We start from the raw sequence: 23,003 nt of genomic DNA on the forward strand, positions 1-23,003 counted from the left end.
CAACGCGGTGGCTTGATGAGCTACACCCCAGAGGTTGGACACCGATCCAACCTCTGGGTTTTTTTCATGGTCGAGGCGCTTCACAGAGCTAAGTTTCGCCTCGACAAGGCGCTGATGCGGAAGTCCGGCCGTCCCCGCCCGAGCGCTCAACCCGACAGTTTCGCCGCGGCGTTCGCCGCCGACATGTCGGCCACGACGGCGAAGGCCTGCTTGTGCATCAGGCTGCCCGTACCAATGAACATGTCCTGCAGATAACCGATATCGTCATCGGTCAGCGACAGATTCCTGGAGTAAGGCCGCTGCGCTTGATTGAAATTCCAGATTGCCTGCGCCGACGTTTTGTCGAAAGTCTTCTGGGCGTGCTTGCGCGCTTCGAAGAAGGCGTCATGCGCTGCGGGCGACATCAGGTAGTCGTAGAGCGCCCCATAGGCGGCCATTACCGCGACCATGCCCTCATGCTTGTCCCTGATCGCGGAATCGGAGGCGTAGGCGGTCTGGAAAATGCATTTCGGCAGTGCCTGCCACATGTTGGCCTCGCTGATCGCCACGAGCCCGTCCTCGTCGTTCAGATGCGAGATGCTCGAGCAGCAGGCGTCAGCCTCGCCCTTTACGACGGCCTCATAGCACTGGTCGTTGCTTCCCTTGTCGACGAAATTCACCTGCGAAGCATCGATGCCTTTCTCTTTCATGAGTTGCAGCATTAGCGTATGCAGCAGACCCAGAGCAGGGCCTACCGCGACCGTCTTGCCCTTCAGATCGGCGAGCGTCTTCGTTCCATCAGGTCTTGCAAAGACCGTCAGCGCGCACTTTTTCATACCGGCGCCGACGATCTTGACTCTGGCGCCTTCCGCGATTCGCGATAACACCATGTTGTAACCCGATACCATGCAGACATCCGCGGTTCCGGCGGATATGGCATCGAACGGGCCGCTGACGCCGGGGATCTGGATCATCATTGCATTCACACCGAATTGCTTGAAATAGCCCATCTCGTCCATCAACGCGTTCAGCGTAGCGTTCTCCAACCCCGGATTGCTGACGATCCGAATCTGCGTCGCAGCCGCCCGCGCGACATACGGCGCGGCAAGTCCGCCCGTAGCAACACTGAGTCCGAGAAGCCCCGCGTTGCGCAAGAAGCGGCGGCGATCGAGGGAGTGGGTCATCGGTTGTCTCCGTCCGCCGTCGAACCGGCGAGTCTGCGAAATTTGTTTTGAATGCGTGCGCGGGCCCACCGACCGACCTGCTTGGCCGCATCCGGATCTTGCCAGTGGCTCGCCGCCCGGTCGATTGAGTAAAATTGCGGTAGGCTTAACGAGTTGGTAAAACCGGGGGGTACACGGAGTGTCAGAGCTTGACTGGTTCCTGCAGATCAACTTGAAGGCGCGGCACTTGCGCTTGCTCGTGACGATCGACACATACCGCAATCTGAGCCAGGTGGCCGACGTGACTCACGTGACCGTGCCAGCCATATCTAAGTCACTGGCCGAACTGGAACGGGGGCTCGGACTCACGCTTTTTTCGCGCACTGCTCAGGGCCTGGTGCCCACACCGCACGGCGATTGCCTCATTCGTCACGCGCGCGAGATGTTGACGATCCTGCACCAGGCCCGCGACGAGCTGAAAGCTCTGAGTTCGGGGACCGAGGGCAAAGTTCATATCGGCATGTTGCCTGCTTCGGCCTCCATGCTGGTCGCGCAAGCCCTAAGCCTGTTGAAGCAGCGGTCGCCGGGCACCAATGCGACGGTGATCGAAGGTACGACGGCGTCGCTGCTGCCTGAACTCTGGCAAGGTCGGCTCGACCTGGTCGTAGGCCGCCTGCCACCGCCGGATACCCTTGGCAGCTTTGCAGAGAAGGAACTCCTCGAGGAGCCGGTGACACTGGTGACGGGCCCGCATCATCCGTTGGCCCGCAGGAAAACCCTCAAATGGTCAGACCTGCGCCCCTACCCCTGGATACTGCCGCCGCCCGGCTCGATACTGCGCGATCCCCTGGAGCGGGCACTCGAGGCGCACGACGTGCCGCTGACCAACAATTACATCGAGACGCTCTCGACTCACGTCGTTCGTGCGCACCTGCAAGTCTCGGATTTTATTGCCGTGATGGCCGACACGCCTGCCAACGACACCGTGCAGCCTCTTCATATCCTTCCATTGAGCCTGCCCAAACTGCTCCGACCGGCCGGTGTGCTGTGGAATCGCAACCGCAGCCTGACACCCAGCGCGCAACTCATGGTTTCGTGCCTGGAAGAGACGGCTCAGCGTCTCGCAGTGAAGAGCCGGGGCGCGCGCTAAGGCCCACGCCGGCCATAAAGCGTTTCGCCACATCCGGCAATGCTGCCTCGGGCAAGCCTTAACCATTTACTCAAACCCCGGGCGGTTTTTCTCAATTGACCCGAATCGGCGCGCTGGCAAAATCTCCATACGTTCACTCATAAGCGAACGACAACATGATCCATCCCGGGGACAGGGATTGTCTCCGACGCGCCATGCTGGCGGACCGTGGATCAATACAAGGAGACAGGGACGACTATGAACTACAGGACCGCAATATGTGCTTGCGCGGCGCTGTTGAGCTTTGCCGCGACGGCGTTTGCAGGGCCAGTTTCTGGTCAGTCCGTCGAAAAGTTTTATCACGGTAAAGCTTTGACGATTGTTGTCAGTGCCGACGCGGGCACGCCGACCGACATCATTGCGCGTCAGTTCTCGCGCTTCTTTGTCAAGTACATCCCCGGACATCCCCAAGCGGTGGTGATGAACGTAGTCGGAGCCGGGGGAATGGTTGCGGCAGCCTCGCTCCAGTCCAGACAGCCCAATGACGGTACCGTCATTGGCTTCCTGCAGCGCAACAATCTCTACATTCCACTGCTCGATCCAAGGCAAAGCAGATTCGACCCGCGGAATGTCAGATGGCTTGGCAGCCTCAACAAGGTCGAATACTGCCTGGTGTCAATGACCCGATCTGGCGTCACCACGGCGGATGATCTCACCAAAAAGAAGATGTACATCGGTGCGACCGGTTTTGCTAACGAGGACAGGACGCTGCCGGCGCTGCTCGATGAATACCTGGGCGCCAAGATGAGCATCGTGCCCGGATACACGGGTCGCGGCGAGGTTTATCTGGCGATGCAACGCGGCGAAGTCGATGGCTGGGCCTCGACTATCGACGGCCTTCAGCAGGGCGAGCCGGTGCGAATGCTCGCAGACGGCAAGATGAAGGTGCTGCTGCACCTGGGCTGGAAAAGCCCGGCGGCATTCGCAGATGTCCCGAACCTGAGCGCTTACATCACCAAACCAGATGACAAAGCGCTGTTCAACTTGTTCCTCCTGCCGTTCCAGGCGGGGCGGCCGATCGCCGTGCCGAAGGACGTGCCTCAGGATCGTCTGGACGCGCTGCGCGAGGCCTTTTCGAAGACCATTGCGGATCCCGAGTTTATCGACGCAATGAGACATTCAGGCTATCCGATTGATCCGATCGACGGAGGCGCAGTGGAACAAATCGTCAGCAAGCTGTACGCCACACCCGAGCCGCAACTCGAGAGCGCGCGCAAGCTCATCTTCAGTTCTCACTGAAAGCAGCCGGGAAGTGCGCGTGTCGGTCCTGCTTGCCCGGTCTCAGTCTGCCCTGATCTGAAATAGAGAACGTCATGAACCTCACGTGGGTGAATGACAGTCAATCACCGAGAGGTTCAATCATATGACGCCCGAAATTATCGACATTCATCCCCATATCATTTCGACGGACACGGTTCGCTACCCCATTGCTCCCCAGCATGGACATCGCTCGAATTGGTCAGCTACGCGTCCGGTCACAGTCGAGCAGATGATCGCGGAGATGGATGAGGCCGGCGTTGCGAAAGCCGCGATCGTGCATTCATCGACGACCTACGGTCACAACAACGCTTACGTGGCCGACAGCGTGGCGCAGTATCCGAAGCGCTTTACCGGCGTCTATTCCTTCGACTTGCTGGCGCCGGATGCGTTGACGACCTTTGACCACTGGCTGGCTCATGGAATGGGGGGAATTCGGCTCTTCACTGGGGGAGCGACTCATCAGAGCGATGGGAGCTGGCTGGTCAATCCGGCGACCTTCCCAATCTGGGAGCGCTGCGCCGAGCTCGGTATGACCATGGCGGTTCAGACGACGCCGGACGGTTTGTCAATGGTGGCCGAGTTGGCCGAACGTTTCCCCACCGTGAAGATCGCCCTCGATCACTGCGCGAGGCCTGATCTCGAAGACGGCCCGCCCTATGCGCGTTGCGCGGCGCTGTTCGAGCTTGCGAAGTATGACAACGTCTACATGAAGATTACGCCACGCACCTTTGATCTCGCGCAGGCGGCGCCGGGCGGGGCAGAGGCCTTTTTCCCGCATCTGGTGAAGGTGTTTGGCGCGCACCGTCTGGCTTTCGGCTCGAACTACCCAGCTTCGTCCGGGCCCTTGAAGAAGCTGATTGATCAAGGGCACAACTGTTTTGCAAGTCTCAGCGAGGAGGAGCGCGCCTGGGTTTGGGGCCGCACGGCGAAAGCTCTTTACCCTGCGCTTGCCGACTGAATCGTAGCAATGTCGAAAAGCCAGGCGCCGAAGCGCTGAGCGACGGACGGCAACCGACGCCCGTCGTACTCCGCTTCCACCTGAGTCGACGCTCCAAACACTCGACCCTTACCGGGTCACAGCGTGAGCCCACCGAGCTTGCCATCTCATCAGGATGACGCATGGATTTTTACAACGACGCAACTTTGTTGGCAGCAGGCCATGCGCTGTCGACGCTCTTGCAATTCCACCGTTTGATCTTTCTTGTTTTCGGCGTCGTGGTCGGACTGGCGATCGGACTGTTGCCCGGGATCGGAGGACTCACGGGTTTTGCGCTTCTGGTGCCGTTCACCTACACGATGGACCCCTATGCAGCCTTCGCGATGTTGCTCGGCATGGCTTCGGTCATTACGACTTCCGACGTGATCCCTGCGGTGCTCTTTGGCGTGCCAGGTCACGCGGCTTCGCAGGCGACGGTGCTCGATGGCCTGCCCATGACCAAACGCGGTGAAGCGTCGCGTGCGTTGAGTGCGTGCTACACGTCGTCGTTGCTCGGGGGCTTGATCGGAGCGGTCATCCTTGCAGTCTCGTTGCCGTTGGTGCGGCCTTTCGTCCTCTCCATCGGTACGCCGGAAATGCTGGCGCTCACGATCTTCGGGGTCTCGATGGTTTCTGCTCTATCTGGCAACGCGCCGCTGCGGGGCGTTGTCGCGGCCTGTTTCGGCATTCTGGTCGGCATGATCGGAACCAACGTCGCAACCGGGCAAATGCGTTGGACGGGAGATCTCCTTTACTTGCAGGACGGCATTCCACTGGTGCCGATCATACTGGGCATATTCGCGTTGCCCGAGTTGTGTGAACTCGCCATCCGACGCGCGGCAATCGCTGAAAATGTGCAGTTCAGTTCGCGCCGGGGGATGCAACAAGGCGTCATGGACACCTTGCGAAACTGGTTCCTGGTTCTTCGATGCGGCGGGCTTGGCGCGGTCCTTGGGGCGGTGCCGGGTATTACCGGGGCTGTGACGGACTGGATCGCCTACGGACATGCGCTGCAGACCTCAAAAGGCGCGAAGCAGACCTTCACCAAGGGCGATGTGCGCGGTGTGATCGCTCCCGAAGCCGCCAACAACGCGAGGGAAGGCGGCAGTCTGGTGCCTATGCTGTCTTTCGGTGTACCCGGTGGCGCGGCGCAGGCTATTTTGCTCGGCGCGATGATGGTCCACGGGTTTATTCCCGGGCCCGACATGCTGACCAAGCATCTCGACCTTACCTATTCAATGGTCTGGTCCATCGCGCTTGCCAATATCTTCGGAGCGGGCTTGTGCTTCCTGCTCAGCGGGCAATTCGCCAAGATCTCGACACTGCGTTACACGCTTATCCTGCCGGTCATCATGCCCATCATCTATGTCGGCGCCTTCCAGGGTTCGCGTAGCTGGGGCGACCTGTTCGTGCTGCTCATTGCCGGACTTATCGGCTGGACCATGAAGCGCCTGAAATGGGCGCGCCCGCCCCTGATCCTCGGTCTTGTGCTCGGCGTGCTCATGGAACGCTACATGTCGATTTCCTTCGTGCGCTATGGCACGGATTGGCTGACGCGGCCGGTCGTCATGGTTCTGCTCGCCCTTGCGGCGCTGGTGTTTTTCAAACCACTGTTCAAGCTGGTACGCGGAGGCGGGCTCGCGCGGATGCGGCCGAGCGGAAAGATCGCGTTGAAGCTCGAGGACCTCGTCTATGTATTCTTCATCGGCATCGGGCTCTACATGCTGGCGACCGCGCAGGGCTGGCTCCTGATGGCCAGAATCGGGCCGACGGTAGTCGCGAGCATCCTCGTGATCGCCGGGACCATCAGCCTCGCATACAAGGTTTTCGTGATTCCGGCACAGCCGGGACAGGCACATGCCGGCGACGGCATCCACATGGATGTGGCGAGCGACCACGACGAGAAACTGCCAAACAGGGTGGTGCTTACACGGGCGCTGAGATTCTTTGGCTGGTTCCTCGCGTTTCTCGCCTGCATGGGCGTGATCGGCATGATCCCCACCGTACCGCTGATGATCGTAGCCTTCATGCGCATCGAGGGACGCGAGTCCTGGCGCCTCAGTTTGATCCTTGCAGCTTGTGTGACGGTGTTCCTCTATGTGGTCTTCGATCAGATTATCCATATTCCGTGGCCGGACAGTTTCCTGGGGCAGTGGTTTCCCGCGCTCGCAGGCGGCGCGTGACGACTTGATTGAACTGTGCAAGCGCGAATTTGTGGTCCTGTAGGCAGGATTCCTACCAAAGTAGTGTGCCGAGACGGGATTCGGCTTCGGCATCTTTTCACTGCAAGGAAATAGCATGACGGACAATCGACTCGAGCTCATCGACCCGAAGAACGCCACCGACGAACAGAAGAAGGTCATTGCACGGCTAGGCGAAGGGCGGGGGCGCATTCCTACGCCGTTCAACATCTGGCTTCACAACCCGCATCTCGCTGAAGGAATGGAGATCATCGGCACGCACGTCGACCACTCTCCGGTTCTGGGCGAAGCGGAAAGCGAAGTGGCGATCCTCTCGACGGCTGTTTTCTGGAACGCGCCCTATGTCATCGCCAACCACCGCCGGCATGCGCTGAAGGCCGGAGTTCCTGAGGCGGTTGTCAACGCCATCGTGGAAAAGCGGCGACCCGAAGCTGTCGAGGGGCGTTTGGGTCTGATCTGCGACGCAGTCTGCGACATTCTTGCGGGCGGCGTGGTCGAGGACGCGCACTTTGCCCGTTACGAGGCCGAGCTGGGCCGCGCGGTGATTGCCGAGCTGCTTATCACTGTCGGCTATTTCACCTCGATTTCGCTTGGCATGACCCTGCACGCGCTTCGGCCCAAGGAATGACGCAATGACAATCATGGTGGCGTGTGCGGGCGATTGGACCTGAATCCGGTCAGGACGTACTGAGCGGCTGGTTTGTTCATCAACTTGCCGCAGCCGCAACGTCCGTGGCGAGATGGAAAAAATGCGGGAGGTACGTGACGTGTCAGGGCTCGACTGGTATCTGCAGATCAATCTGAAGGCGCGGCACTTGCGTCTGCTCGTGACGATCGACACCTACCGTAATCTGACCCAGGTGGCCGACGTCACTCATGTGACCGTGCCGGCCGTCTCGAAGTCATTGGCGGAACTGGAACGGGGACTCGGACTCACGCTGTTTTCGCGTACAGCGCAGGGCGTGGTACCCACGCCGTATGGCGATTGCCTCATTCGCCACGCGCGATCGATGTTGACGATCCTGCACCAGGCGCGCGATGAGTTGAAAGCCCTGAGTTCGGGGACGGAGGGCAAGGTCCATATCGGTATGCTGCCCGCCTCGGCCTCTGTGCTGCTGCCACAGGCGCTGAGTCTGCTGAAACAGCGGTCGCCCGGCACCAATGTCGCGGTGATCGAAGGTACGACGGCGTCGCTGCTGCCAGAGCTCTGGCAGGGCCGCCTCGACCTGGTCGTGGGCCGCCTGCCGCCGCCCGATACGTTGGGGAGCTTCGCGGAGAAGGAGCTTCTCGAGGAACCGGTGACGTTGGTGACGGGCCGTCACCATCCTCTGGCGCGCAGGAAAACCCTGGAATGGTCGGACCTGCACGCCTATCCGTGGATTCTGCCGCCGCCCGGTTCGATACTGCGCGATCCCCTGGAGCGGGCACTCGAGGCGCACGCCGTGCCGCTGACCGGCAACTACATCGAGACGCTCTCGATTCACGTCGCGCGCGCACAGCTGCAAATCTCGGATTTCATCGCCGTGATGTCAGGGACGCCTAACGAGACCACCCAGCCCCTTCATACCCTTCCGTTGAGCCTGCCTCGACTGCTCCGCCCCGCCGGCGTGTTGTGGAATCGCAACCGCGGCCTGACACCCAGCGCGCAACTCATGGTTACGTGTCTGGAAGAGACCGCCCAGCTTCTGCTGGCGAGCCACGGCGCGGCATCGCGGGGAGTGTCGTCCCAGCTTAAGGCGACCCGGCCGCATCAATCGCCGGACGCACCATGAGGGGCGCGGCGGCGCGCCAACCGGTCGCTACCCCGTGGACCATAACTGCCGCTCTGATCAATGCTGTTGCGCATCTTTGGCTCTCCGATACCGAAGTCACCGGCGCGGCAACCCATGTTGTCATTGCGCCACCGACTTTACCAATCGGTTAAGGCATTCGCGGCTTATTTCAATAGACGGAAAAGGCGCGCAGAAAGATCATGTAGTCAACGAGATCACCTGAAGAGCCCCCGCAATTTGCCGGTAACGAGCACGGGGCAATCGGAAATGGGTCGATCTGAATGTCTATTTAAACAGGAGACTAAGTTGAGCAAAAAAGTTCACCTCAAGATCGCAATCGCCGAGCATCCGCATACCTCGGCGATCCGTGACGGATCCATTCCCATCGAGGGCGTGGAAGCAGAGTTCATTACGGTCCACCCGCAAATCGGAGCCTTTCGCCGGATGGTTCGCGACGTCGAGTTCGATGTGTGCGAGCTGGCGCCGACGACGTACATCATTGCGCGGGCGTATGGCGCTCCTTTCGTCGCGCTTCCCATCTTTGTCGTACGGCGCTTCCACCACGCCGGGTTGCTGGTGCGTCCGGACGCTGGGATCAAAACCCCCAAGGACCTGGAGGGCAAGAAGGTGGGTGTGCGCGCCTATTCGGTTACGACGGGGGCGTGGACGCGTCAGGTGTTGATGGACGAATTCGGCCTTGATTCGTCAAAGGTGACCTGGGTGGTGGATGACGAGGAGCATGTCACGCAGCTCAAGCTGCCACCGAACGTGATCCACGCTCCCGCCGGCAGCTCGCTGGCCGAGATGATGGAGAAGGGTGAACTGGCGGCGGGCTTTGGCGCCAACGCGGGCATTGGCCGCACGGGCGCACCGACGGGTGGCTGGAAGGAGGTCGAGGCCGACTATCCCGATCTGTTCCCGAACGCGGCCGAACTGGAGGCCGAGTACTACGCGCGCACTGGCGTGTACCCGATGCACGGCACTATCGTCGTCAAGGACTCGGTGCTGGCCGAGCATCCCTGGGTAGCCAAATCGATTTACGACGCTTTCGACCGCGCGAAGAAAGAATGGCTGGCCCGTCTCGATGCGGGTGAACTCACCGACAAGAAAAATAAGAAGTATCTCGAGTTGCGCAAGATCGTCGGCCACGATCCGCTGCCTTACGGCATCGAGGAGAACCGCAAGACCATCGAGGCGCTCGAAGCCACCGCTTTCAAGCAGGGCTTGACACCGCGGCGCATGTCCATGGGCGAGCTGTTCGTCGATCCCCGCGTCTGAATCCCGTACGGAAGCAAAAAACATGATCATCGATTGCCACGGCCACTTCACGACCGTCCCTGCTTCGTTCCGCGACTGGCGCGCCAAACAGATTGAGTTTGCCGACGACCCAGCCAATGCGCCGCCGCTCTCGGGCGCGCACGTCACAGATGACGAGATCCGCGAGGGCGTGGGCAACGGCCAGTTGCGTCTGCAGAAGGAGCGGGGCGGCGACCTGACGCTGTTCTCGCCGATCGCCGGGCTGATGAGCCACCACTTGGGCAACGAGCGTACGAGCCTCGAGTGGGCCGAAGTTTCGAATAACCTGGTGCGCCGTGTCTGCGACATTTATCCGGACAATTTCGTACCCGTGTGCCAGTTGCCGCAGTCGCCGCTAGCGCCGCCCAGGAACTCGATTCCCGAGTTGCGCCGTTGCGTCGAGGAGATGGGATTCGTCGGCTGCAACCTGAATCCGGACCCGACCGGCGGATACTGGACCGGCAAACCGATGACCGACCGTGAGTGGTATCCCGTCTACGAGGCGCTGTGCGACCTCGACGTGCCGGCCATGATCCACGTTGCGGCCTCATGCAACCCCTGTCACCACGGCACCGGCGCGCATTACCTGAACGCCGACACGTCCGTCTTCATGCAACTGCTGCAGGGCGATGTCTTCAAGGACTTCCCGACGCTGCGCCTCGTCATCCCGCACGGCGGCGGCGCTGTTCCCTACCACTGGGGCCGCTACCGCGGCATGTCGCTGGAGATCGCCAAGCGTCCGCTGGAAGGCCTCCTGAACAACATCTTCTTCGACACGTGCGTCTATCACCACCCGGGCGTGGAACTGCTGACCAAGGTCGTGCCGGCGAGCAACGTGCTGTTCGGCTCCGAAATGGTCGGCGCTGTGCGCGGTCGGGATCCGGACACCGGCGAATACTTCGACGACACGAAACGCTACATCGACGCCTGCACGGCCCTGAGCGACGCCGAGCGGGACGCCATCTTCGAGGGCAATGCGCGCCGCGTCTACCCGCGCCTGGACAAACTTCTCAAGGCCAGAGGCCTGTAACCAAGCCAATAGCTCATAGCTGGACAGACATGATGAACATCATCGACATTCATCCCCACATTATCTCGGACGACGAGAAGCGCTACCCGCCCGCGCCATTGTTCGGCAAGCGCTCGGACTGGTCGCAGGAGCGGCCCAACACGGTCGAAACGCTAATCAAGGCCATGGACGAGGCCGGTGTCGCGAAAGCCGCCGTCGTGCACTCTTCGACCACTTACGGATTCGACAACAGCTACGTCGTGGACGGCTGCAACCAATACGCGGACCGGCTCGTCGCCGTTGGTTCCGTGGATATGCTGGCCGATGACGTGCCGGCCGTGATCAAGACCTGGACCGGCAAGGGCCTCGCCGGCCTGCGCATCTTTACCGGCGGCTCGACCAAGGACTTCGACCCCAGCGAGCTCGATAACCCCAAGTCCTTCAAGGCGTGGGAGACGCTGGCCGAGCTGAAGCTGCCCATGTGCATCCAGACCGGGCCAGTCGGCCTTCCCCAGGTGCGCATGCTGGCGGAGAAGTTCTCGAGCGTGAACATCATCCTCGATCACCTCGGCCGTCCCGATGTGCTCGATGGGCCGCCTTACGCCAACGCCGCAAGCCTGTTTGCGCTAGCCGATCTGCCGAACATCTATCTGAAGCTCACGCCACGCATCTTCGGCGACGTGACGAAAGAGCGCGCTAGTGCGGAGACGTTTTTCCCGGGCGTCGTCGAAGCCTTCGGCGCGCAGCGCCTCGCCTGGGGCTCGAATTTCCCGACTTCCCCCGGAACACTCAGCGAGATTCTGGCGACGGCCGAGAGAGGGCTGGCCTGCCTCGGCGAGGAAGACCGCGCCTGGATCTTCGGCAAGACCGCGCAGAGGCTTTACCCGGCACTCAACTGACGCTCGAATAATGGCAACCGCGCGTGCCGCCGACTGAAGCGCCGCGCAGCGAGAGAGAAAGAGAGATACCCATGTCTGATATTCGCCTCAATAGCATCATCCGCGCGTTCGAATCGGGCAAGCCCGCGCATGCCGCCTTCGCCAAGCTCGACAAGCAGACCGCCATCGAGATGAGCGATTCGCCCTATGACGGCATCGTCTTCGAGATGGAACACAACCCTTACGACGTAAGTGCGCTTGGCGACGCGTTGCAGTACATGCTGAGCCGCAAGCAGATCGCCGAGTCCGCGTCGGTGGCGGCCAGGGTGACGCCGCTGGCACGGATCCCGGCCAACGGCGTAGAGATGAATCAGAGCTTTGCCAAGCAGGTGCTGGATCGCGGCGCATACGGCGTGATCTGGCCGCATGTGGCAACGGTGGAGCAAGCCTATAACGCCGTCGCATCCTGCCGCTATGCCAGGCCGAAGAACGCGCCGCTGTACGAGCCCAAAGGCGTGCGCGGCGACGGCCCGGCCAATGCGGCGCGCTACTGGGGCCTTTCGATGTCGGACTACTACGCAAAGGCTGACGTCTGGCCGCTGGCGCCGCAGGGCGAGATCCTCGTCGGGCTGATGTGCGAGAGCACGCAAGCCATCGAGAACCTCGACGACATCCTCGCCAATGTGCCTGGCATCGGCTTCATCCTGATCGGCGAAGGCGATCTCAGCCAGGAACTGGGCTTCCCGCGCCAATACGAGCACCCGGAAGTCGTCGACGCAATGCGCCGCATCGCCGAGACCTGTCATAAGCACAAGGTCGTCGTCGGCAATCCGCACGTCACGGCCAAGAACCAGCGTCGCCTGATAGACGAAGGCTACCGCCTGTTGCTGTCGGCGCCACAGCGCACCTACGGCGTGGTCGGTCTCGCACGCGACATGGCGGGCTACTGATGAACGGCGCGGAAAGCCTCGTCGCCACCCTGGTCGACCAGGGCGTGGACATCTGCTTCGCCAACCCCGGCACCTCGGAGATGCATTTCCTCGCGGCGCTGGGTAACAACCCGAAGATGCGCAGCGTGCTCTGCCTGTTCGAAGGCGTGGCCACCGGCGCCGCCGACGGTTGGTACCGGATGAAGGACAAACCGGCCTCGACGCTGCTGCACCTGGGGCCGGGCCTCGCCAATGGTCTCGCGAACATCCACAATGCGAAGCGCGCTTCGTCAGGCATGGTCAATGTTGTCGGCGAGCATTCGGTTTCGCACCTCAAGTACGACCCGCCGCTGACCTCCGACATCGAGGGCTTGTCGCGGCCGCTTAGCCACTGGGTGCGCCGCGCTGAATCGTCGAACACCATCGCCTGGGACACCGCTCAGGCTGTGGCCAAAGCCAGCGAGCATCCGGGGCAGATCGCCACCTTGATCCTGCCCGGCGATACCTCCTGGCAGCAGGTTGCCAACGTCCCGGTGCTGCCGCCGGCTGTCGCGGCAGGGCGCAAAGTGCCGAGTACCGAGCGCGTCGAACACGTCGCACGCGTGCTGCGCTCGGGCGAGCCGACACTGATCATCCTGGCCAACAAAGCCACGCGCGGCGCGGCGCTCGAGAAGGCCGGACGCGTGGCCGCGGCCACCGGCGCGCAACTCGGCTCGCAGTTCTTCACCGCACGCATCGAGCGCGGCGCGGGCCGCGTGCCGATCGCGCGCATTCCCTACGCCGTCGCGCAGGCCGCAGCATTCCTCAAGGACTTCAAGCACATCGTCACGCTCGAGACCAGGGAGCCCGTGGCCTTCTTCGCCTACCCGGACAAGCCCAGCCTGCTCAAGGCCGAGGGGACGCAGGTGCATGCGCTCGTCGAGGCGGATGAGGACAGCGAGCTTGCCTTCGACATGCTGCTGCAGGCGCTCGGCACCGCGGGCACGGCGCCGCTCGTGCAGCCGCGCATCGAGACGCCGGTCCCGACCGGCGCGCTCAACCCGACGAGCATCGCTCACGCGCTGGCCGCGGCCTTGCCTGAGCACTGCATCGTCGTGGACGAATCGCTGACGACAGGGCGCGAGTCCATGAGCCTGACCATGGGCGCGTTGCCGCACGATCTTATCAACAACATGGGCGGCTCCATCGGTTACGCGACGCCCGTGGCCACCGGCGCGGCGCTAGCCTGTCCCGATCGACGCGTGTTCTGCATGGTCGGCGACGGCAGCGCGATGTACACGATCCAGTCGCTCTGGACTCAGGCACGCGAAGGCCTGAACGTCACGACCATCATCTTTGCAAATAACAGCTACGCCATCCTCAAGGCGGAGTACGCAAATATGGGCGCGGGCACGCCCAATGAACGTGCGTTGTCGATGATCGACATCGACAAGCCGAGCATCGACTGGCTGGCCATGGCGACGAGCATGGGCGTGCCTGCCATCGCCGTCGAGACGGCTGAGAGCTTCCACAAGGTCCTTATCGATTCAACCCGCGAGCCAGGCCCGTGCCTGATCGAGGTCCGTCTATAAATCCGCAATCCGATACAAGGATCAAGCAAAAGGAGTGACATTCCATGACAACGACGCTGACCGGTGCGCCGACGCTGCGCGTCAATCTGGCCGAGTACTCAGTGACAAAGGCGATGCGGGACGGGCGCGTGAGTTCGGACCTCATGACGCTCGACTACTGCGGGCCAACGCCCGCGCACAATGGCTTCAAGGCGATGGTGCGCGAGAGCAAGTTCGACGCCGGCGAACTGGCGATCGTCACGTTCCTGCAGGCCAAAGCCTATGGCAAGCCATATGTCTTGCTGCCGACACCGATTTCGGGGCGGTTCCAGCACCACTGCGCCGGCTACAACATCGACTTCGGGCATCTCGATCCAAAGGATATCGAGGGCAGGAAGGTCGGCGTGCGTACCTACACGCAAACGACCGCGCTCTGGATTCGCGGCATTCTGCGCCACGAATATGGCGTGGACCTCGACAAGGTGACGTGGATGACACTGGGCGATGGGCACCTGGCCGAGTACAACGACCCGCAGAACTGCCAGCGCCTGCCGCCGGATGCGTCGATTCCGCAGATGATGCTCAACGGCGAGCTAGCGGCCGCGCTTCTCGGCGAAGACATGCCGAAAGACGAGCGCGTGCGCACGCTGGTGCCGGATGCACATGCTGCCGCGAAAGACTGGTTTCAGCGCAGCGGAATTGTCCCGATCAACCACATGTTCGTGGTGCATGAGACTCTGTCGAAGCAACGGCCTGACATCGTTCGTGAGCTATACCGAATGATCGTGGAAAGCCGCTCCCTCGCCGAAGGCGTGCCGGCCGTGTTCCCGCCTATCGGTATGGAAGCCAATCGCAAAGGCCTGCAATTTGCGATCGACTGGGCATTCGACCAGAAGATCATTCCGCGGCGCCTCGCCGTCGACGAGTTATTCGATGATGTAACCGGCAGCCTTGCGTAAGTGCGCGAAGACTGTCGCGAGCCTCCGCGGTTGAGTGGAGGTTCATCGCGGCCGAAGCAGGCGGTTAGCGCGGCAGGACCGCCGCCACGCCGAAAGCAAAGCACACCAGCTGGCGAGTAAAACAGAGAAATCGTCGGAGACAGAGTGAACCGGATAACTCGACGTAAAGCGGCGCGGCGTGAAAGTCGCTGGGGCATTCTCGTGCTGCTCGCGGTCGGGCTCATGATCTCTTTTGTGGACCGCACGAGCATGTCAGCGGCGCTCGCAGACCATCATTTCGTTCGGCAGTTTGCGCTGACGCATGTCGAACGCGGCTGGCTCGGCTCTGCGATGTTCTGGTCTTACGGCCTGCTTCAGATGCCGATGGGCTGGCTGGTGGATCGCTATGGCGTGAAATGGCCTTACTCGATCTGCTTCCTGCTGTGGTGTCTTGCGGCGGCGGCGACGGGCGTCGTCACCACGCTTTCCGCGCTGATCGTAGTGCGCCTGCTGATTGGCATTGCGGAAGCCGTGGTGGTCCCCGCAACCTATCGCTACCTTGCGAACAACTTCGATGAAACCCGGAAGGGCACCGCGCTCGGGATCTACTCGATTGGCGGCAAGATGGGACCGGCGCTTGGCGCGCCGATCGCGGTCTGGCTGATCGCCATCAGTTCGTGGAAGGCAATGTTCGTTGTCACCGGCCTGGCCGGGCTGGTTTGGCTAATGCCATGGCTGCTGATGCTCAACAATGATCTCCCGTCCAAAGCCGAACTTGCGGCGGCAAGGCGGCGGGCGGCCTCGGTGCCGCTCGGTAATCTTCTGTCGAGCCCAGTGGTGTGGGGCGGTTTGATTACCAACTTCTGCTACAGCTATTTCGCGTTCTACTGCATGACGTGGATGCCTGCTTATCTTGTCGAACAGCGCGGCCTTTCGCTTGAACAGTCGGGACTCTATACGTTCTTTAGCTTCGCGGGCATCGCGATCGTGGCGGCGCTCGCCGGATGGGCAGCAGACCGCCTGATCGCGCGCGGCCATGATGCCGTGGTGGTGCGCAAATCGTTCATCGTGGCGGGATTTGTCGGTGGCACTACTGTTTTGCTTGGCGCGTACACGCGTTCGCCGCAAATGGCCGTGTTCTGGAATGTCGTATCTCTCTCGCTGTTGGGCCTCGTCACTGCGAACAATCTGGCATTGGTCAAGCTCACTCTGATCCCGAAGCAGGCAGTGGGATTGAACACGGGATTGCAGCAAGTGGCCACCAGTCTTGCGGGTGGGATTTCAGCCAGCCTTTCGGGCTGGTTACTCCATGTGGGGGGCAGTTACACGCTCCCCATGCTGGCTATTTTCATGTTCTTGATACTCGGCGCTGCGGGTACCGTGGTGCTATTGCAGTGGAAGTGGGCGCCGAAAGTCAATGCGACTGGATACCAGCAGCAGAGCGAAGAGGTAGCGGCTGAAGATTCGCTGAATACCCGCCCACCGGAATCGGAAAACCGGTCACTGCCACACAGCAGATAATTCACAAGGGTCCAATGCCGCAAACGAAAATTATCGATAACCATCCGCACTTCTACAACGGGGAAAGCTGGCAGTTGGTGCTGCGCGGTCAGATCAACAAGCGCATTCGCAATTCAAAAGAGTGGAGTCCGGTATGACGCGTGCCCCCGATACGTCGTCGCCGGCGCTCGAGGTGCGCGCGGGCATTGTGCCTTTGATGCACCATTCATCGTTGATGCGCTTCCTGATCGCCCGCATTGGTTCCATCACTGCTCAGCAGGTGCTCATGCTGGCGATCAGTTGGCATATGTATGACCTGACGTCCAGCGCCTGGTATCTCGGCCTCGTCGGCCTTTTCCAGTTTATTCCCGGACTCGCCACGACGCTGGTCGCCGGCCATTGCGCTGATCGCATGCATCGAGGCCAAATCGTTGCAGTCTGCCTTGCGGCCCAGGCAGCCATGGCCACGCTGCTTGCCGTATCGACCATGACGCACATCGTGACCCGCGACTTGCTGCTGGGGCTCTCGCTGATCCTGGGCGCGATTCGGCCGTTTCAGATGTCAGGCCAACAGGCACTCCTACCGATGCTCGTTCCGCACACTTTGCTGGCGCGGTCGATGGCGCTCAGCACGGTGGTCCAGCAGGTATGCGTGATCGCCGGGCCGGCGTTGGGCGGCTTGCTGTTCGCGATCGGCATCAACGCGCTCTATTTGACCTGCGTCGTGCTGTTCTGCGTGAGTGCGGTAATGTACGCGCTTATACGTTATGACCACATTCCACCGCCACGCGAACCCGTCACGGTCGAGACGCTTCTCGCCGGCTTGCGCTTCGTTTGGCACAACCCTCTGTTGCTCGGTGGCATCTCTCTCGACCTGTTCGCGGTCCTGTTCGGCGGCGCCACTGCCCTGCTGCCTGTCTACGCGAAAGAGATCCTGCATGTGGGGCCGCAAGGACTGGGCTTGCTGAGATCCGCACCGGCCGCGGGCGCGCTTTGCGTTGGCCTCATGCTATCCCGGCGGGCCATCGGCAGCGGCGTCGGCAAGAAACTCCTTATTGCGGTCGCCGTCTATGGAATGGCTATTGTCGCGTTCGGGCTCTCACGATCGTTTCCGATATCGCTGTTGCTGCTGGCGATCTCGGGCGCTGCTGACACTATCAGCGTGGTGGTGCGGCAGACGCTTGTTCAACTGGAAACGCCTGATTGCATGCGCGGACGGGTCGCAGCCGTGAACACCCTCTTCATCGGCGCGAGTAACCAACTGGGGGAATTCGAGTCCGGGGTGACTGCCACGGCGTTTGGCGTCGTTGGCTCCGTCGTGCTGGGTGGATGCGCGACGATCCTTGTCAGCGCTGCATGGAGCCGGCTATTCAAGCCGCTCGCCAGACGCGAAGCCTTGTACTGACGGAAAGGCTCGCGTGTCGCAGGTCGGGAGTAAGTGAGAGCATAACGGCGGGCAAGAAAGTGTCACGAAGAGGTTTAACGCTTCGGTTAAGTCGTCTGCCTTTAACTTCAATGGACGGTACCCTCGAATGGCTCGATCATATTCACACCGCCTCCACCTTCTTGGGTAGAAAAAGTCCAACACGACGCGGAGTCACATTGCAATGGCCTGTGGGCCGAAAGAGTTAAGGGTGAGTCTGGTCGTGTGGTGTCACCGCACGAACCAATTCGCTGTTGCGCCTGTTCGGTTCTGCTACCTGGCCGCGAAGCACGGAGAAGCGTATGAGCAGTCAGTGCAAATCTCTTCGGTTCCTTGTCAATGACTGGTTTGGTAGCGGTGAAAATTTTCGAGTCACCCGGCCAGCTCGCTCAAGGAAAATGCCATGGCGAGTCGTAAGGATCGAAGTCATGCGTTCGTTTGGAACGTTCGCGATTGTCTTCTTTCGACATGGCGACGGCTCGTGGTGCGTCTACCCGCCCTCCACGGTTCAACCAACAATGAATGGGCTTCGGAACTAGCCGCACTACTCGGGTGACACTCGCCACGCATAGTGGTCGGCATCGACAAATCCGAGAAGCTGCCTGGCGGTCGTTGCTTTGTATGGCCGTGTCTTCGGCACGACGATTACCTCCGGCTTTCGATTCAGGTGCGTACCACGACGCGTAGTGCCACAAATTAGCTCCATCGAACCCATTTTAGGAAACCTGCATGACCCTCACTGGTGAAATGCTTATTGGTTTTTCCGCAGTGCGAGGCACTGACGGTGATCAGCGCGCGTTCAACCCTGCCACCAACTCGGAAATCACGGAGCCAGTCTTTGGAATGGGCGGTGCTGCGGAAGTTGAGCACGCGGCTTCGCTGGCCTTCCAGGCTTTCGACATCTACCGAAGTGTTTCTCTTGCAAAGCGCGCGGATTTCCTCGAGTCGATCGCCGACAACATCCTGGACATCGGCGACGAACTCATCGAGCGGGCGCATGCGGAGACCGGATTGCCCGTGCAGCGCCTGCAAGGCGAACGCGCGCGCACGGTTGCTCAGATGCGCCTGTTCGCCAGAGTCGTTCGAGATGGACATTTTCTCGGCTCCACAATCGATCATGCGCAGCCCGTGCGCCAGCCGTTGCCACGAGTGGATCTTCGTCTTGCAAAAGTACCCGTGGGGCCCGTCGCCGTATTCGGCGCAAGCAACTTCCCGCTCGCATTCTCGGTTGCCGGGGGCGACACGGCATCCGCACTTGCCGCTGGCGCGCCCGTCATCGTGAAGGCGCACGGCGCGCACCTGGGCACTTCAGAACTCGTCGGTCGCGCAGTTCAGGCCGCCGTCAAGCAGCAGGGCTTGCCGGAGGGTGTCTTCTCAATGCTGATCGGTGCGGGCCGCAAGCTCGGCGAAGCACTCGTTTCGCATCCTGTCGTCAAGGCGGTCGGTTTCACGGGCTCACGGCAGGGTGGTCTCGCACTGATACGTCTTGCCAACGCTCGGCCTGAACCGATTCCTGTATATGCGGAAATGAGCAGTATCAACCCGGTATTCCTGTTTCCGTGCGCGCTAGCGAACCGCGCCGAAGCAATCGGCAAGTCGTTTGCTGATTCTCTGACGATGGGCGCGGGCCAGTTCTGCACGAACCCAGGTCTTGTCCTGGCTATCGATGGTCCGGACCTCGATCGATTCGTGAGGGCGGCGGGGGAAGCATTGACCGCCAAGCCGGCCCAAACGATGTTGACGCCTGGAATTTTTGACGCTTACTGCACTGGAACGAGAAATGTTAGTGAGGTTCAGGGCGTGGCGAAGGTTGCCCAAGGCGAGTCCGCAGGTGAGCGTCCGAACGCCGCGCAGGCCGAGCTTTATGTGACCGACGCGCAGCGCCTGCTCGCCACGCCCGCACTTGAGGCAGAGATGTTCGGCCCGGCTTCCGTCGTGATTCGCGCTCGTGATTTCGATGAAATGTTGCGAGTCGCAGAGCACATGGAAGGGCAGCTGACGGTCACGTTGCAGATTGACGAAGGCGACCATGCCGATGCGCAGCGCCTGTTGCCGGTGCTTGAACGCAAAGCTGGCCGCATTCTGGCGAACGGTTTCCCGACAGGCGTGGAGGTTTGCCACGCAATGGTCCATGGCGGCCCATTCCCATCAACTTCGAACTCGATGTTCACGTCGGTAGGTGCGACGGCAATCGACCGTTTCCTTCGTCCCGTCTGCTATCAGGATCTACCCGAGACGTTGCGTCCAGACGCAGTAAAGGAATCTAATCCGTTGGGCATCTGGCGTCTCGTCGACGGCGAACTGGCCACGCCGGCGCAAGTGGGGGATTCCATCGCCTGACCTTGAATCTTCCAGCCGGCGGCCCGCCAATTGTGACGGTCTATCTGAACGTGCCAGGCAGCGCGAAGAGTTCGGTGGCATTGCGGTCGTTCTGGAATACGGATAGTGCGCATGTTTCTGCGTACGACTCCCGTGACTGCGTATCACGAACCAAACGTCCCATCCCAGCTACCAAGGCGCGATGCGCTCCTCAATCTCCCGTTTAAGCAGCGTCGCCGGAATCCAGTCTGGCGTCGCCGCCTCGACGATCACGCGCCACCGGGCTTCTATGACCCGGAATGGATTGTCCTGTCCGATATAGTTTGTCGTCGGCGCATTCGGGAAGTAGTGCGACCTGCTTGTGGTCATCGCCTTCAACGAATCGCTTCATGAGTCACCTGATCTCAGTGCGTTGATTCAGTCTAGGCGACCAATGCGTTTTCACACGGTCTCGCCCATCGCCGTTTCAGCAAACGTTCCCACTTGCATTGCCCGCGCGACTCGCGTGACCACCACCTCGAGCGCGCGCGATCCAGACCGCGTGAAGCGTCAAGGTGCGACCGCTGGTGCGTTCGTAGGCTTTTGCCCGGCCGCTTTCTGTTGAGCGTTCTGCAGATTCTGTGGATAGTTTGTTTGATTTGCCGACGGGCTATACCCGTTCTTTTCCAGTGTGCTCAGTTCAGCGTTCTTCTTCGCGCGGCGCGCCTGGCGGTCGGCCTTCTTTTGCGCCTTCAGTTCCTGCTTTGACATGGCGGCGCCGGAGGCAGCGGCATCGCTTGTCGCTGCATTGGCGGGCAACGACGGTAGTGAGAGCAGACTCAGGGCGATACTCGCTGAGACAGCGAAGCCAGACAGTTTCTTGAAGTTCATACGTATCTCCGTATGGATGCGTTAGGCGACGTGAGACTGGTCACGGACCGTTTGGGGTATTACCGAGAAGAACATGTCTCTTCGCATTGGAACATACGAAGCGTAATCGATACAACGTCGACCGGGATACGGGGTTAACCGTGAGGAGATTAGTAGCATAAGGCCGGAAGGCTTCTGTCCGCTTGCTTTAAGGTCCATTTTCCCTGATTCCGCGAAAGAGATTCCCCTTTCCGCTCTTTGTTCGAGGGAATGGGGAATATACACTCGGGCCAAATTACACAAGAGCAGTTCAGGAGACACGCCTCAGGGAATTTATCACCTTCCGCGTCAACCTTCCTCCTGTTCTTTCGATTGCTTCCAATTTCTTCTGTACGAGCGGTTGTGCGACTCCACGCGGTCCTGTCGTCTCGCGCGTGATGAAAGTAGGATGGGCGCTCGCAGCGGTGACTTCGATAATTCTCGATCGACCGAAGGCATTAGGTGTTCCCGATAGCGCTGGCACAGATGTAGTACAACTAAATTACTGGAGATATCGATGAAGAAGCTTTTGTTCAGCGTGTTCGCATTGTCGACGACGGCAACAGCGATGGCTCAGAGCAACGTCACGTTATACGGTATCGTCGACAACGGTCTCGTGTACGAGACGAATCAGCCGAAGGGACATGTATTCGGCGCACAAAGTGGAGGCTGGGCGCAATCGCGATTCGGCCTCAAAGGCGCCGAGGACCTCGGCGGCGGCACGCATGCAATCTTCCAGCTGGAGTCCCGGCTGAACACGATGAACGGAAGCTTCGCCAACGGGAGCTTCTTCGAGGGGCAGGCGACAGTGGGTCTGCAGAACGACACCTGGGGGCAAATCAAGCTCGGGAACATGGGTTCTGCCGAGATAAGCCAATACTCGGGCGATGTCGACCCACAGCAAACGAAGAAGTATTCGATTGGAACCCTGGTCCGGGGTCGCATCTTCTCGCAGGCAGCGAACGGCGCGGAGTACCTGTCGCCGACGATAGCCGGCTTCACGCTGCAAGGACAGTATGATCTGACGAATTCGCCAACATGGAATGCCGGAAATCCAGGAAGCGCGCCCGGTCAACTCGGCACTTCTACCGGACTGGGAAGTTCCCAAGGCCGCTCGGACGGCATCAAACTCTCCTACGCGAACAAGGGTCTTTTCTGGCAGGCGACCTATGACGAGGTTCGAGACGGAAACGGCCAGTTCAGCAACGTGTACCTTACTTCTCGCTCGATTCTCACGGGCTTAACCTACGCGTTCGGTCCTGTGCTGGCATATGTCGGGTACCAACACCTGAGTGCTCCGGACGCGTCGAATGCGGGCTATTTTGGCACGACGGCGCCGTCGACGTTGCCGGCAGGTACCAGCCTCCCGACGACCGTCGATCATGAGTGGATTGGCGCAACCTGGCAGACGACGCCCGCGCTCGCTATCACCGGTGCCGTCTATCACGCGAATGCAAACAAAGGGAACGGAAACGCAACCCTGTACACACTAGGTGTGGACTACTCGCTGTCCAAGCGGACGCTCCTCTACACAGAACTGGCTTACGTCCGCAATAGCTCATCGTCTAACGTCGGCCTTGATAGTGGCCTGTATGGCGCGAACATCAACAACGACCCCATCAACGGAAGCGCATCGAGCACCAACCCCAACTATGGCAAGAGCCAGTTCGGCGTCATTGCCGGGTTGGCGACGAGATTCTAATGGCGTCGAGAGGTTCGAGCGACGACTTTCT

The 23,003-nt window shown here is 60.7% G+C and carries 19 protein-coding genes; 16 read left to right on the forward strand and 3 right to left on the reverse strand.

What is annotated here, in order from left to right; genetic code table 11:
- Positions 1-146 precede the first annotated feature (146 nt).
- The gene (locus ACQKRQ_RS24735) at positions 147-1,232 is read right to left on the reverse strand and encodes an ABC transporter substrate-binding protein (protein WP_427480034.1); all 1,086 of its coding nucleotides are present in this window, start codon (positions 1,230-1,232) and stop codon (positions 147-149) included.
- Positions 1,233-1,341: 109 nt separating this feature from the next.
- Here ACQKRQ_RS24735 and ACQKRQ_RS24740 point away from each other — a divergent pair, with 109 nt between their 5' ends.
- From ACQKRQ_RS24740 to ACQKRQ_RS24810, 15 genes are all read left to right on the forward strand, one after another.
- Positions 1,342-2,292, forward strand: a complete 951-nt coding sequence (locus tag ACQKRQ_RS24740; RefSeq protein WP_132379577.1) for a LysR substrate-binding domain-containing protein — start codon at positions 1,342-1,344, stop codon at positions 2,290-2,292.
- Between the two features lie 237 nt (positions 2,293-2,529).
- The gene (locus ACQKRQ_RS24745) at positions 2,530-3,570 is read left to right on the forward strand and encodes a Bug family tripartite tricarboxylate transporter substrate binding protein (protein ID WP_427480036.1); all 1,041 of its coding nucleotides are present in this window, start codon (positions 2,530-2,532) and stop codon (positions 3,568-3,570) included.
- Positions 3,571-3,694: 124 nt separating this feature from the next.
- A complete protein-coding gene (locus tag ACQKRQ_RS24750; RefSeq protein WP_427480038.1) occupies positions 3,695-4,549 on the forward strand; it encodes an amidohydrolase family protein in 855 nt (284 codons plus the stop codon).
- A gap of 161 nt (positions 4,550-4,710) precedes the next feature.
- Positions 4,711-6,750 (forward strand): tripartite tricarboxylate transporter permease, encoded by a 2,040-nt coding sequence (locus tag ACQKRQ_RS24755; RefSeq protein WP_427480040.1) that lies wholly within the window; start codon positions 4,711-4,713, stop codon positions 6,748-6,750.
- Between the two features lie 115 nt (positions 6,751-6,865).
- Positions 6,866-7,396, forward strand: coding sequence for a carboxymuconolactone decarboxylase (locus ACQKRQ_RS24760; RefSeq protein ID WP_427480042.1), 531 nt, complete (start codon positions 6,866-6,868; stop codon positions 7,394-7,396).
- A 139-nt stretch (positions 7,397-7,535) separates the two neighbouring features.
- Complete coding sequence (locus ACQKRQ_RS24765) at positions 7,536-8,540, forward strand: LysR substrate-binding domain-containing protein (RefSeq protein ID WP_132379572.1); 1,005 nt, start codon at positions 7,536-7,538, stop codon at positions 8,538-8,540.
- Positions 8,541-8,846: 306 nt separating this feature from the next.
- Positions 8,847-9,818: an ABC transporter substrate-binding protein gene (locus tag ACQKRQ_RS24770; protein WP_132379570.1), complete on the forward strand. Its 972-nt coding sequence runs from the start codon at positions 8,847-8,849 to the stop codon at positions 9,816-9,818.
- 22 nt (positions 9,819-9,840) lie between these two features.
- Positions 9,841-10,866 carry an amidohydrolase family protein gene (locus ACQKRQ_RS24775; RefSeq protein WP_132379568.1) on the forward strand — a complete coding sequence of 342 codons (1,026 nt, stop codon included), beginning with the start codon at positions 9,841-9,843 and terminating at the stop codon, positions 10,864-10,866.
- Between the two features lie 29 nt (positions 10,867-10,895).
- Positions 10,896-11,744 (forward strand): amidohydrolase family protein, encoded by an 849-nt coding sequence (locus tag ACQKRQ_RS24780; RefSeq protein ID WP_427480045.1) that lies wholly within the window; start codon positions 10,896-10,898, stop codon positions 11,742-11,744.
- Positions 11,745-11,815: 71 nt separating this feature from the next.
- The gene (locus ACQKRQ_RS24785) at positions 11,816-12,673 is read left to right on the forward strand and encodes an HpcH/HpaI aldolase family protein (protein WP_132379564.1); all 858 of its coding nucleotides are present in this window, start codon (positions 11,816-11,818) and stop codon (positions 12,671-12,673) included.
- Positions 12,673-14,223: an acetolactate synthase large subunit gene (locus ACQKRQ_RS24790; protein ID WP_427480047.1), complete on the forward strand. Its 1,551-nt coding sequence runs from the start codon at positions 12,673-12,675 to the stop codon at positions 14,221-14,223. The genes ACQKRQ_RS24785 and ACQKRQ_RS24790 overlap by 1 nt, the downstream gene beginning before the upstream one ends.
- A 44-nt stretch (positions 14,224-14,267) precedes the next feature.
- A complete protein-coding gene (locus ACQKRQ_RS24795; protein ID WP_427480049.1) occupies positions 14,268-15,161 on the forward strand; it encodes a phosphate ABC transporter substrate-binding protein in 894 nt (297 codons plus the stop codon).
- 144 nt (positions 15,162-15,305) lie between these two features.
- The gene (locus ACQKRQ_RS24800; RefSeq protein WP_427480051.1) at positions 15,306-16,661 is read left to right on the forward strand and encodes an MFS transporter; all 1,356 of its coding nucleotides are present in this window, start codon (positions 15,306-15,308) and stop codon (positions 16,659-16,661) included.
- Positions 16,662-16,857: 196 nt separating this feature from the next.
- Positions 16,858-18,045, forward strand: coding sequence for an MFS transporter (locus ACQKRQ_RS24805; RefSeq protein ID WP_427480292.1), 1,188 nt, complete (start codon positions 16,858-16,860; stop codon positions 18,043-18,045).
- 747 nt (positions 18,046-18,792) lie between these two features.
- Complete coding sequence (locus ACQKRQ_RS24810) at positions 18,793-20,403, forward strand: aldehyde dehydrogenase (NADP(+)) (protein WP_427480053.1); 1,611 nt, start codon at positions 18,793-18,795, stop codon at positions 20,401-20,403.
- A gap of 168 nt (positions 20,404-20,571) precedes the next feature.
- Here the strand turns inward: ACQKRQ_RS24810 and ACQKRQ_RS24815 are convergent, their stop codons facing one another.
- Together ACQKRQ_RS24815 and ACQKRQ_RS24820 are read right to left on the reverse strand one after the other, a co-directional pair.
- Positions 20,572-20,760 carry a hypothetical protein gene (locus ACQKRQ_RS24815; protein WP_427480310.1) on the reverse strand — a complete coding sequence of 63 codons (189 nt, stop codon included), beginning with the start codon at positions 20,758-20,760 and terminating at the stop codon, positions 20,572-20,574.
- Between the two features lie 171 nt (positions 20,761-20,931).
- Positions 20,932-21,252 (reverse strand): DUF4148 domain-containing protein, encoded by a 321-nt coding sequence (locus ACQKRQ_RS24820; protein WP_427480055.1) that lies wholly within the window; start codon positions 21,250-21,252, stop codon positions 20,932-20,934.
- A 535-nt stretch (positions 21,253-21,787) separates the two neighbouring features.
- Between ACQKRQ_RS24820 and ACQKRQ_RS24825 the strand changes: the two genes are divergently transcribed.
- Positions 21,788-22,972, forward strand: coding sequence for a porin (locus tag ACQKRQ_RS24825; RefSeq protein ID WP_427480057.1), 1,185 nt, complete (start codon positions 21,788-21,790; stop codon positions 22,970-22,972).
- Positions 22,973-23,003: the final 31 nt, after the last annotated feature.

It is taken from the genome of Paraburkholderia sp. NPDC080076 (assembly GCF_050281145.1).
Taxonomy (GTDB): domain Bacteria; phylum Pseudomonadota; class Gammaproteobacteria; order Burkholderiales; family Burkholderiaceae; genus Paraburkholderia.

Bases quoted from the DNA above. Each gene is read 5' to 3' on its own strand.
- ACQKRQ_RS24745 (WP_427480036.1), top strand. From the start codon at position 2,530: ATGAACTACAGGACCGCAATATGTGCTTGCGCGGCGCTGTTGAGCTTT.
- ACQKRQ_RS24805 (WP_427480292.1), top strand. From the start codon at position 16,858: ATGCACCATTCATCGTTGATGCGCTTCCTGATCGCCCGCATTGGTTCC.
- ACQKRQ_RS24810 (WP_427480053.1), top strand. From the start codon at position 18,793: ATGACCCTCACTGGTGAAATGCTTATTGGTTTTTCCGCAGTGCGAGGC.
- ACQKRQ_RS24760 (WP_427480042.1), top strand. From the start codon at position 6,866: ATGACGGACAATCGACTCGAGCTCATCGACCCGAAGAACGCCACCGAC.
- ACQKRQ_RS24780 (WP_427480045.1), top strand. From the start codon at position 10,896: ATGATGAACATCATCGACATTCATCCCCACATTATCTCGGACGACGAG.
- ACQKRQ_RS24820 (WP_427480055.1), bottom strand. From the start codon at position 21,252: ATGAACTTCAAGAAACTGTCTGGCTTCGCTGTCTCAGCGAGTATCGCC.
- ACQKRQ_RS24790 (WP_427480047.1), top strand. From the start codon at position 12,673: ATGAACGGCGCGGAAAGCCTCGTCGCCACCCTGGTCGACCAGGGCGTG.
- ACQKRQ_RS24795 (WP_427480049.1), top strand. From the start codon at position 14,268: ATGACAACGACGCTGACCGGTGCGCCGACGCTGCGCGTCAATCTGGCC.
- ACQKRQ_RS24755 (WP_427480040.1), top strand. From the start codon at position 4,711: ATGGATTTTTACAACGACGCAACTTTGTTGGCAGCAGGCCATGCGCTG.
- ACQKRQ_RS24775 (WP_132379568.1), top strand. From the start codon at position 9,841: ATGATCATCGATTGCCACGGCCACTTCACGACCGTCCCTGCTTCGTTC.
- ACQKRQ_RS24785 (WP_132379564.1), top strand. From the start codon at position 11,816: ATGTCTGATATTCGCCTCAATAGCATCATCCGCGCGTTCGAATCGGGC.
- ACQKRQ_RS24825 (WP_427480057.1), top strand. From the start codon at position 21,788: ATGAAGAAGCTTTTGTTCAGCGTGTTCGCATTGTCGACGACGGCAACA.
- ACQKRQ_RS24750 (WP_427480038.1), top strand. From the start codon at position 3,695: ATGACGCCCGAAATTATCGACATTCATCCCCATATCATTTCGACGGAC.